Annotated in this window: 8 protein-coding genes and 2 tRNA genes; 7 read left to right on the top strand and 3 right to left on the bottom strand. The window is 71.2% G+C overall.

The features are described from left to right. Positions 1–205: 205 nt before the first annotated feature. Positions 206–619 (bottom strand): SsgA family sporulation/cell division regulator, encoded by a 414-nt coding sequence (locus ACWCXH_RS21220; RefSeq protein ID WP_030056266.1) that lies wholly within the window; start codon positions 617–619, stop codon positions 206–208. Between the two features lie 248 nt (positions 620–867). Between ACWCXH_RS21220 and ACWCXH_RS21215 the strand changes: the two genes are divergently transcribed. The 3 genes from ACWCXH_RS21215 to ACWCXH_RS21205 all read left to right on the top strand — a co-directional run bounded on the left by ACWCXH_RS21215 (position 868) and on the right by ACWCXH_RS21205 (position 1,720). Next, complete coding sequence (locus tag ACWCXH_RS21215) at positions 868–1,347, top strand: PGPGW domain-containing protein (protein WP_449802980.1); 480 nt, start codon at positions 868–870, stop codon at positions 1,345–1,347. A 16-nt stretch (positions 1,348–1,363) separates the two neighbouring features. Continuing rightward, a tRNA-Val gene (locus ACWCXH_RS21210) sits at positions 1,364–1,435 on the top strand. A 213-nt stretch (positions 1,436–1,648) separates the two neighbouring features. Then, a tRNA-Val gene (locus ACWCXH_RS21205) sits at positions 1,649–1,720 on the top strand. A 66-nt stretch (positions 1,721–1,786) separates the two neighbouring features. On the opposite strand, the gene ACWCXH_RS21200 is transcribed toward ACWCXH_RS21205, so the two are convergent. After that, a complete protein-coding gene (locus ACWCXH_RS21200; protein WP_449802979.1) occupies positions 1,787–2,554 on the bottom strand; it encodes an exonuclease domain-containing protein in 768 nt (255 codons plus the stop codon). A gap of 129 nt (positions 2,555–2,683) precedes the next feature. Here ACWCXH_RS21200 and ACWCXH_RS21195 point away from each other — a divergent pair, with 129 nt between their 5' ends. The 4 genes from ACWCXH_RS21195 (at position 2,684) to ACWCXH_RS21180 (ending at position 7,141) form a co-directional block, all read left to right on the top strand. Next, positions 2,684–3,238 (top strand): DUF4365 domain-containing protein, encoded by a 555-nt coding sequence (locus ACWCXH_RS21195; RefSeq protein ID WP_449802978.1) that lies wholly within the window; start codon positions 2,684–2,686, stop codon positions 3,236–3,238. Between the two features lie 32 nt (positions 3,239–3,270). Beyond that, on the top strand, positions 3,271–4,422 hold the full coding sequence (locus tag ACWCXH_RS21190) for a hypothetical protein (protein WP_449802977.1): 1,152 nt from the start codon (positions 3,271–3,273) through the stop codon (positions 4,420–4,422). Between the two features lie 96 nt (positions 4,423–4,518). Continuing rightward, complete coding sequence (gene thrS / locus ACWCXH_RS21185) at positions 4,519–6,498, top strand: threonine--tRNA ligase (protein ID WP_449802976.1); 1,980 nt, start codon at positions 4,519–4,521, stop codon at positions 6,496–6,498. Positions 6,499–6,580: 82 nt separating this feature from the next. Further along, positions 6,581–7,141: an HIT family protein gene (locus ACWCXH_RS21180; protein ID WP_449802975.1), complete on the top strand. Its 561-nt coding sequence runs from the start codon at positions 6,581–6,583 to the stop codon at positions 7,139–7,141. Between the two features lie 64 nt (positions 7,142–7,205). Here the strand turns inward: ACWCXH_RS21180 and ACWCXH_RS21175 are convergent, their stop codons facing one another. Further along, the gene (locus tag ACWCXH_RS21175; RefSeq protein WP_449802974.1) at positions 7,206–8,855 is read right to left on the bottom strand and encodes a hypothetical protein; all 1,650 of its coding nucleotides are present in this window, start codon (positions 8,853–8,855) and stop codon (positions 7,206–7,208) included. Positions 8,856–8,955 lie beyond the last annotated feature (100 nt).

The raw sequence follows: 8,955 nt of genomic DNA, 5'->3' as shown, positions 1-8,955 counted from the left end.
GGGGTGTCGACGCCGAGGAGGCGGGCGGCGCCGGCCGGGTCGGCGAGGTCACCGTCACCCGCGTCGTCGACCAGCCGGGCGAAGCCGTAGCCGAGACCGCGTCGTGCGCGGCTGAGTCTGCTGCCGTGCCCCCGAGTAGGACGGCTGCGATGACGGCAGGGGGTGTGGCCCCGCCGCGGCGGGGCGTGACCGCCTCCGGGTGGGATCAGCTTTCGGCAAGGATGTGGGACAGCTCCCGGTCGAGGTCGAAGTGGCGGTGTTCGGTGCCGGGGGGCACCGCGGCGTCCGTCCGCTTGAGGAACGACTCAAGCGCCCGGGCCGGGGCCTCCAGCAGGGCTTCTCCTTCCGGAGAGCTCAGCGCGATGCAGACCACCCCTTGCCCGTGGCTGCGCGACGGCCACACCCGGACGTCGCCGGTACCGGTGGGTCGATGCAGCCCCTCCGCGAGGAGGTCTCGGGCGAACACCCACTCCACGGTCTCGTCGGCGCCCGTGTGGAACGTGGCGTGTACGGCGTAGGGGTCGGCGGTGTCGTAGCGCAGGCCCGCGGGGACGGGCAGTGAGGACTCGCTGGACACGATGAGGCGCAGGTGCAGCTCGCAGCTGACCGTGGTGTTCATAAGCGCCATGGCCTTTCGCTCAGTGTGCGCTCGGGGAATCGCACGTCGGCGAACGGACCATCCCACCTCCAAGCCCGATGTAAACCCCTCTGTCCCGATTCGGAGCCGAGTCGTACCCCTTACGGCGCATTGCGGAATCTTCCCCGAGTGCCTGGCCCGGCATTACCGGGCCACTTCTCGGTTTGTTTCCTGGCATGACTGTGCGAAACGACAAGACGAGCAAGAACACGGGAACGGGTGAAGCGGTCATGTCGAACGACACCGCCGGCCGGGCGACGGTGGACGACGGCCGGACGGTCGGCTCGTACGTGCCCGCGTTCATCCGCCGTTCCCGCCCGCTTCACCTCGCCTGGCAGGTGGTGATCCTCCTGGCCGGCCTCGCCGTCGTGGTCCTCGGCGTGATCACGCTGCCGCTGCTCGGCCCCGGCCGGGTGGTCGTCCTCCTGCGCGTGGGCGTCCGGGCCGCCGAGTCCGTCCGGGCCCAACCGGCCCTGCGCGGGACCCGCCGCACGGTCGCCGGGGCCGCCCAGCGCGCCATGGGCCCGCGGGGCCGCCGCCGGAACCTGGCGCTCACCGCCGTCGGCCCGGCCGCACGCGTCGGGGTCGGCGGCTGGTGCTTCGCGCGCTACGGCCTCGCCGTCCCCTGGATGGCGGACGAGAGCCGAGCCGGCCCGGGAACGGGGCCTGCGCCAGGTGGGGTGTTCGGACCACCCTCCGGGATGCGGTAATGTTTTCCCTGCACCCGGGCGATTAGCTCAGCGGGAGAGCACTTCGTTCACACCGAAGGGGTCACTGGTTCGATCCCAGTATCGCCCACCGGAATGCATTGTGATATGTGAGGCCCAGTCGATTATCGGCTGGGCCTCACATGTATTTCCGGATTCCCGTCGGAAGGAGCCGCGGTGAATCCGGCTGAGGCCCAGTCACCTTCCGCACGGAGCAGGAGTTCTGCGGATCAGCCAGGCCTCCCCCGGAAGGGGTGAGTTGTACGACCGGCCCCAAATGGTGCTACAGTTCTTCTCGTTGCCCGGGCGATTAGCTCAGCGGGAGAGCACTTCGTTCACACCGAAGGGGTCACTGGTTCGATCCCAGTATCGCCCACCGGACAGCATGCAGGCCCTGACCGGGGAACCGGTCAGGGCCTGCGGCGCGTTCGGGACCAGCTCGCTACGCCGCCGCCTCGCAGCCGTGCTCCGGCTCCAGCCGCCGGCCGCAGCCGCACCGGGCCGGCCGCAACGGCCAGGACAGGTCCACCCGCTCCGGCGTCCCGGACCGATCGAACCAGTTCTGCAGCCCCCGTGCCTGCGCCGCGTGCCAGATCACCTGCCGCAGGTGCAGCTCCGCCGCCGTGAGTCCGCCCAGCGCCGCCGGGTAGCGGGCGCCGATCGTCCGCGTCAGCGCCAGCGCCGCCGAGGCGTCCGCCGCCGCGTCGTGCGCCCCGGTCAGCTCGACGCCGTAGTGCGCGCACAGGTCGGTCAGCGTCCGACGGCCCTTGCGGTAGCGGTCCACGTGCTTGTCCAGCACCCGCGGATCCAGCACCACCAGACCGGCAGAGCCCAGCCCGTCCGTCAGCGAGAGGCCGTGGTGGCGGCGCAATTCCCGGTCCAGCAGCGTCAGATCGTAGGGCGCGTTCATCACCACCACCGGGCGCCCTGCCCTGGCCTGTGCGGCCAGGGCCCGGGCTATCTCCGCCACCACCGCGCGGGCCGGACGGCCGTGTGCGCGCACGTGGTCGTCGGTGATGCCGTGCACCGCCCGGGCGCCGTCCGGGATCGGCACCCCCGGATCGGCCAGCCAGGTCTCGGTCTGCACGGGTGCGCCCGGGGCGATCTGGACGACCAGGGCCGCCGAGACGATCCGGTCGTGCTCGACGTCCACGCCGGTGGTCTCGGTGTCGAAGGAGGCGAGTGGGCCGGTGTACCAGTAGTGCTGCATGACTGCCCCTCAGACGTGCGTTCCGCGCCCGGTTGATACCCGGTTCTGACGCCTGTTCAACCGTTTGGCGCAGGCCGTGCCGGGGATGCTGGCCCTGGGGTCACAGGCCCGGGGGGAGGCTACGGGGCGATGGCGCTGACACAGCCGCAGCCCGAGGGGGCGGCGGCCGTGCTGCGGGGGAACCTCGCGGTCACGGCCTGCATGGAGACGCTCCAGGTCGGCTACCTGCACGCGGTCGCCGCGGCGGCCGGCTGCTCGCTCTCCCAGCCCTTCCCGGACAACGGCATCGACTGGCAGGTCAGCCACGGCTCCCGGGTGCACGAGGTCGACGACGAGGTCACCATCAAGATCCAGCTCAAGGCGACCCAGCAGATCGCGCCCGACCCGGTCGGCCCGTTCTTCAGCTTCACCCTGGACAACGACCACCTGCGCAAGCTCGCCCGGTCGCGCGTCGCGGTGCCCCGCATCCTGGTCGTCATGCTGCTGCCGCGCCGGGTCGACCGCTGGCTGGAGGCCCGGCCGGACGCGCTCGAACTGCGGCACTGCTGCTACTGGGTCAACCTGGCCGGCCACCCCGTCACCGGGCAGCGGCGCACCAACGTCCGGGTCCCCACCGCGAAGGTCTTCGACGACCGCGCGCTGTGCGACATCATGGCCCGGGTCGGCGCGGGCGGCAGCCCGTGACCGCCCGGCCCCGGCCGGGAGGAGCCGCACCCATGACACCACCCCACGGACCGGGCGAGCCCGACGGCGGCCTGCCCGACCCGGCCACGGTCGACCCGGCGGTGCTCGCCACCCTGCTCGCCCGGCACGGCTGGGTCCGGCGCGGAGGCCCCGCCGCCCGGTACGGCCGCTGGACACCCCCGGACGACGACCCCGGCACCAGCCTGCTCGTCCCCGTCGACGGCGGCTTCGACGACGCGGTCGAGCTCCTCACCGACGCCGTGACCGCCCTCTCCCGCTCGCGCAGCCCCTCCGCCCGCTCGATCCTGCTCGCCCTCGCCGTGCCCGGCGACGAGCTGCGCTGGCGCCGCGAACTGCCCGGACCGGCCGGCACCGCGCCCTGGGAGGACGCCGAGCGGCTCCAGAGCGCAGCACGCGGCATGCTCGCCGCCGGGGCCAAGGCAGGACGGACCAGGGCCGCCTACTTCGGCGCCCGGCTGGACGCCTGGGCCGGTGACTTCCTGGACCGCGTCCTGGTGGTCGAACAGGGCGCCGGCCTCACCGCCTACACCCCCGCGCCCGAGGGCCGCGCCGCCGTCACCACCCTCGTCCGCGCGCTGGAGGCGCTGCGCGACGCCGTCGACTACCGCCGGGTCAGCGGTGGGCCCGAGGCCTTCGAGAACGCCGTCCAGGCCGGGGTCAGCCGCGAGCTCGTGCAGTCCGTCGAGGAACTCGTGCGCGGAGCGACCGCCGCGCGGCTCGCCGTCGCCTGGTCGGCCGCCGCCGGCACCCCGGGCGGCTTCGGAGAGCGCCGCGTCGTCCTCGACTTCTCGCCCGGCGACCTGCCCGCCCTGGCCGAGGCCGCCGAACTGCTGGAGCGCATCGAGCCCGCCGTGGACGTCACCGTCGTCGGCGTGGTCGTCCGCCTCAAGCGCGCCGACCCGACGGGGCCGGGCTCGGTACGGCTGCGGGTGCTCGGCGGCGCCGAGGTCCGCGAGCTCAAGGTCCGGCTGGCCGACCCCGACTACCGGCTCGCCGCCGAGGCCCACCTGACGGGCGTCCCGGTGCGGGTCGGCGGCCGGCTGGAGAGCCGCGGCGGCTTCCGCCGGCTCACCCGACCGCACGGTCTGGAGCTGTGCGGATGGGAGGAGGGCGACCGGGAGCGGCTGCTCAAGGGGCTCCAGGACGGAGGAGAAGGAGCCTAGATCGCCGTCGGTGGACGGCGGGGGCGGCGCTCTCGGTACCATCGTCACGCGCAGCGAAGTGTTGCGTCCTCTAATCCAGCACGTCAGGAGAGACCGGTGACGGACGTCCGGGTAATCATCAACCGCGAACCCGATCGGGAAGAGCGCGTGGTGACCACGGGCACCACGGCCGCCGAGCTCTTCGCCGACGACCGCTCGATCATCGCCGCCCGCGTCGGCGGCCGGCTCAAGGACCTCGCCCACGTCCTCCAGGACGGCGACGAGGTCGAGCCGGTCGCGATCGGCAGCAAGGACGGCCTCGACATCCTGCGCCACTCCACCGCGCACGTCATGGCCCAGGCCGTGCAGCAGCTCTACCCCGAGGCCAAGCTCGGCATCGGCCCGCCGGTCAAGGACGGCTTCTACTACGACTTCGACGTCGAGAAGCCGTTCCACCCCGATGACCTCAAGGCCATCGAGAAGAGGATGCAGGAGATCATCAAGCGCGGGCAGAAGTTCTCCCGCCGCGTGGTCACCGACGAGTCCGCCCGCGAGGAGCTGGCCGCCGAGCCGTACAAGCTGGAGCTGATCGGCCTCAAGGGCTCCGCCGCCACCGCCGGCGAGGGCGCCGACGTCGAGGTCGGCGCCGGCGAGCTCACCATCTACGACAACCTGGACGCCAAGACCGGCGAGCAGTGCTGGGGCGACCTCTGCCGCGGCCCGCACCTGCCCAGCACCCGGCACATCCCGGCGTTCAAGCTGATGCGCAACGCGGCCGCGTACTGGCGCGGCAGCGAGAAGAACCCGATGCTGCAGCGCATCTACGGGACCGCCTGGCCGACCAAGGACGAGCTGAAGGCCCACCTCGACTTCCTCGTCGAGGCCGAGAAGCGCGACCACCGCAAGCTCGGCAACGAGCTCGACCTCTTCTCCATCCCCGAGGACATCGGCTCCGGCCTCGCCGTCTTCCACCCCAAGGGCGGCATCATCCGCCGCGCCATGGAGGACTACTCGCGCAAGCGGCACGAGGAAGAGGGCTACGAGTTCGTCTACACCCCGCACGCCACCAAGGGGAAGCTCTTCGAGAAGAGCGGCCACCTGGACTGGTACGCGGACGGCATGTACCCGCCCATGCAGCTCGACGAGGGCGTGGACTACTACCTCAAGCCGATGAACTGCCCGATGCACAACCTGATCTTCGACGCGCGCGGCCGCTCGTACCGTGAACTGCCGCTGCGCCTCTTCGAGTTCGGGACGGTGTACCGCTACGAGAAGTCGGGCGTCGTGCACGGCCTGACCCGTGCCCGCGGCTTCACGCAGGACGACGCGCACATCTACTGCACCCGCGAGCAGATGGCGGACGAGCTCGACTCGACGCTGACCTTCGTGCTCAACCTGCTCCGCGACTACGGTCTGACCGACTTCTACCTGGAGCTGTCGACCAAGGACCCGGAGAAGTACGTCGGCAGCGACGAGACCTGGGAGGAGGCCACCGCCGTTCTCGCGAGCGTGGCCGAGAAGCAGGGTCTGCCGCTGGTGCCGGACCCGGGCGGCGCGGCCTTCTACGGCCCGAAGATCTCGGTGCAGGCGAAGGACGCGATCGGCCGTACCTGGCAGATGTCGACGATCCAGCTCGACTTCAACCTGCCCGAGCGTTTCGATCTCGAGTACACGTCGGCGGACGGCTCTCGTCAGCGGCCGGTCATGATCCACCGCGCGCTGTTCGGCAGCATCGAGAGGTTCTTCGCGGTGCTGCTGGAGCACTACGCCGGCGCCATGCCGCCGTGGCTGGCCCCGGTCACCGTCACCGGCATCCCGATCACCGACGAGCACGTGCCGTACCTGATGGAGGTCGCGGCCGAGCTGAAGAAGCACGGGATCCGGGTCGAGGTCGACACCTCGGACGACCGCATGCAGAAGAAGATCCGCAACGCGCAGAAGACCAAGGTCCCGTACATGCTCATCGCCGGCAACGACGACGTCGAGGCGGGCGCGGTGTCGTTCCGCTACCGCAACGGCGAGCAGAAGAACGGTGTGCCGGTCGCGGAGGCCGTGGCGGAGATCGTGGACGCGGTGAAGAACCGCATCCAGGTGTGACGCCGTAGTCGGACGACCACAGCGCGGGGCAGGCTCCTGAGGAGTCTGCCCCGCGCGGCTTCGCGAGCACCGTCGGGCGAATATGCTGATCAGCATGACGACTGAGCCGGAACTGCAGCGGGGCGTCGGTGAGCCGGACGGCTTCCGCCGCCTGTGGACCCCCCATCGGATGGCGTACATCCAGGGTGAGAACAAGCCCACCGGTCCGGCTCCGGACGACGGTTGCCCGTTCTGCTCGATCCCGTCGCTGAGCGACGAGGACGGGCTGGTCATCGCGCGCGGCACGTCCGTCTTCGCGGTGCTGAACCTCTACCCGTACAACGGCGGGCACTTGATGGTGGTCCCGTACCGGCACGTCGCGGACTACACCGACCTGGACGCGGCCGAGACGGCGGAGGTGGCCGACTTCACCAAGAAGGCGATGACCGCGCTGCGCGCCGCCTCCGGTGCGCACGGGTTCAACATAGGGATGAACCAGGGCGCGGCGGCCGGGGCCGGGATCGCGGCGCACCTGCACCAGCACGTGGTGCCGCGGTGGGGCGGGGACACCAACTTCATGCCGGTGGTGGGGCACACCAAGGTGCTGCCGCAGCTGCTGGCGGACACCCGCAAGATGTTGGCGGAGGTCTGGCCGCAGGACTGAGCGAGGCGAAAAGCGGAGGGGCCCTTCACCGGGAGACCGGCGAAGGGCCCCTTTGCGCGTGTGATCACCCGGCGTTGAACTCGTCGACCTTGTACGGCCGGGTGCCCTGTGCCTCGGACTTGATGATCGAGGCGCGGTTCTTGAAGAAGCGCTCGGTGTCGAGGTCGTGCTCCTCCAGGAACTCCAGGGTGGCGGCGTGCACCGCGCTGAGCACCGGGACGGAGGCGTTGAGCGCGTTGTCCGTCATGAAGCGGCTGCTCCACGGCGGACTGGCCCAGGCATGCCGGAAGCCGAACGGTTCGGGCAGGCCGAGGCCGCCGCCGAGCCAGGCGAGCAGGCCGGGGGCGCGGACGAGGGGCGCGCGGAGGGCCTGGCGCACCACTTCGTCGTTGTCGATCAGGGGGAGCTGGACGGTCCGCTCCTCCCAGAACTTGCCGGTCTTCTGGACCGTCTTCTCCTTGGGAGCGGGCTTGTCCCCGAAGACCCCGGCGACCGGGCCGAGCGCGTAGCCGGCGACCGTGACGGTGAGGGTGTTGGCGAGCAGGGTGACGGTGACGGTGAAGGTGATGATCAGCTTGCCGTCGAAGGTGATGAACTGGGTGGCGAGGTAGTGCCGGGCGCCGCCGCCGGAGAAGGTCTGCTTGTCGGCGATGGTCTGGACGGCGAAGTCGCGCATCCGGTCGCCGTCCATGTCGGCGCCCGCGGGGCGGGCGATCTCGTCGGCGTTCTCGCCGACTTCGAGCACCGCCCACTGCTTGATCGAGACGTTGGTCATCCCGCTGTTGGCGACCTCGCTGATGGAGAGCGCCTTGAGGTGCGCGGCGATCTTGCGGACGAGGTCCCAGGGGTGGAAGGCGCGGAAGTCGGAGTGGCCCTCGGCGGGGCGCAGCACGTCGACGAGCCGCCACTCGCCCCAGCGGCGTCCGACGCCGAGGATGCCCTTGGGACCCGCGTAGTGCTGGACGTTGGTCTCCTGCTCGGTTTCGAGGCGGCCGAGTTTGTCGCGCAGGTCGGTCGCCTTCTTGTCGAGGTCGTCGCGGGGGACGGCCTTGGCGACGCTGGCCGCGACGGCGTTGCCCTCGACGAGCGCCTGCCAGCGTTCGCGCAGTTCGACGGTGGAGCGCAGGACGATGCGTTTGGCGAGGAACCAGCCGATGACCGGGGCGATCATGGTGATGCGGAGGTAGATGCCGAGCAGCCCGGCGGCGGGGGGCCGGAGGGCGAGGAGGACGGCGACGGCGCCGGCGGCGAGGAGGGCGAGGCCGCCGTACACCTCGTTCTGGCGGGACTTGTCCTTGAGGAGCCAGGCGCGGAGGTAGAACGCGGCGAGCCAGATGACGGTGCCGGGCAGGGCGAGGAGGCCGAAGACCACGGTGATGGTGGTGAGTCGGCGGTCCCGGTTGGCGCGGAACTCCTGGGCGGCGAGGCAGTGTTCGACGATCTGGCGGGTGTCGGTGCCGAAGGAGGGCACGATGGGTTTGCGGCCGGCGCCCAGGGCGCGGGCGACGACGGCGGCGCTGAAGGCCTCGCCGAGGTTGGCTCGGAAGAGCCGGAAGCGGGGCTTCTTGTAGGTGGCGGCGCCGACGCTCTTGACGAAGGGCTCGATCTCGCCGTCGCGGTAGGCGGCGGAGGAGAGCGCCTGGGTGACGGCGGTCTGCGGGCCGGCGTCGGTCCGGGGTATCTGCGCACCCGGGGTCATGTCGAGTGTCGTCACGGTGGCGTCCCCTCCTCCCCTTGTCAGCGGCAGGTTACCGTGCCGTGGCGGTGCTGCGCGGATGATCGTCCGAAGTACCGTCACGATCGAGCCGTGCTGG

It is taken from the genome of Kitasatospora sp. NPDC001660, from assembly GCF_053596725.1.
This window is presented reverse-complemented; position numbering and strand designations above follow the sequence as displayed.

Excerpts from the sequence above, each read along its gene's own strand:
- ACWCXH_RS21215 (WP_449802980.1), top strand. The coding sequence starts at position 868 with ATGTCGAACGACACCGCCGGCCGGGCGACGGTGGACGACGGCCGGACG.
- ACWCXH_RS21220 (WP_030056266.1), bottom strand. The coding sequence starts at position 619 with ATGAACACCACGGTCAGCTGCGAGCTGCACCTGCGCCTCATCGTGTCC.
- ACWCXH_RS21200 (WP_449802979.1), bottom strand. The coding sequence starts at position 2,554 with ATGCAGCACTACTGGTACACCGGCCCACTCGCCTCCTTCGACACCGAG.
- ACWCXH_RS21195 (WP_449802978.1), top strand. The coding sequence starts at position 2,684 with ATGGCGCTGACACAGCCGCAGCCCGAGGGGGCGGCGGCCGTGCTGCGG.
- ACWCXH_RS21190 (WP_449802977.1), top strand. The coding sequence starts at position 3,271 with ATGACACCACCCCACGGACCGGGCGAGCCCGACGGCGGCCTGCCCGAC.
- ACWCXH_RS21180 (WP_449802975.1), top strand. The coding sequence starts at position 6,581 with ATGCTGATCAGCATGACGACTGAGCCGGAACTGCAGCGGGGCGTCGGT.